Origin of the sequence: Escherichia sp. WS338 (assembly GCF_046486405.1) — a bacterium.
Taxonomy (GTDB): domain Bacteria; phylum Pseudomonadota; class Gammaproteobacteria; order Enterobacterales; family Enterobacteriaceae; genus Escherichia; species Escherichia coli.
Map to the genome: position 1 here is coordinate 1 of NZ_JBJQLL010000102.1, position 1,028 is coordinate 1,028.

At 45.3% G+C, this 1,028-nt stretch carries 1 pseudogene; it reads right to left on the reverse strand.

What is annotated here, in order from left to right:
* Window positions 1-123 precede the first annotated feature (123 nt).
* Window positions 124-762 (reverse strand): annotated as a pseudogene (locus tag ACJHWT_RS25420) (anaerobic C4-dicarboxylate transporter family protein); the annotation flags it as partial.
* Window positions 763-1,028: the final 266 nt, after the last annotated feature.

The window sequence follows — 1,028 nt, forward strand, 5'->3', positions numbered from 1 at the left end:
CATACGAATCGCCCGCTGACGGACTTCGGGGGAAAAACGAGTATTTTTAGTCATCCTGTTTACCTCTTTCTCAGGGAGTTTAGTCTCCAGGATTTCCGGGGCGGTTCACTTTACTGGCGCGCTTACGAGTCCTTTGGAAAGACGCTCCCGGTAAACCGGATCATTGTCTAATTTCATGTCAGAAATCAGACTGATTATAAATGCGGTAAGCATGCAACCAACGAATGTGGTAAACAACCATATCCCAAGCAATACTGGATAACTCCACCCAAAGCCTTCCAGTACGCCAGACATATAGATAACGGCAGCCGATACAGGTGATGCTGTAATTGCAATTTGAGATGATACAACCGCAATTGAGAGCGGACATGAGGGCTTAATGTTTTGTTCTTTGGAAACTTCGACAATTACAGGGATCATTGAAAATGCAGTATGTCCCGTACCGGCAAAGATTGTCAGCACATAAGTGACAACCGGAGCCAGGTAATTAATATATTTTGGATTTTTACGAAGAATTCGTTCAGCGACCTGAACGAGATAGTCCAGTCCTCCCGCCAGTTGCATGGCCGAAATAGCAGAAATTACCGATGCAATAATTAGAATCACATCCCAGGGGATATTACCAGGCTTCATATCCAGACAAAGCCCCAGAATCAATACCCCAATGCCACCGGCATAACCAATACCAATCCCGCCCATACGGACACCCAAAAAGATTGCCCCCAGCAGAACCACTATCTGAAGAACAGTGATAATATCCATGATTCTCTCCCGAATTAGTGAGACACCTTTACCCCTGAGCTCCTCTCAACAAAGGCCTTATGGAATGTATTTTTACAAACATCCGGGCAGAGGACTGATACGTTTTCATTCGCGCCATCCCCTGCCGGATCTCCCTTCTTACAGATTCTGAACAATTATTGTTCGAACTTCGGAGCAATCAGATTATCCAGATTGAATGTCTTCTCCCATTCTTCCTGTGTGAGTAGCTTACGTTCGACAACCACTATCTGATGGAGGGATTTGCC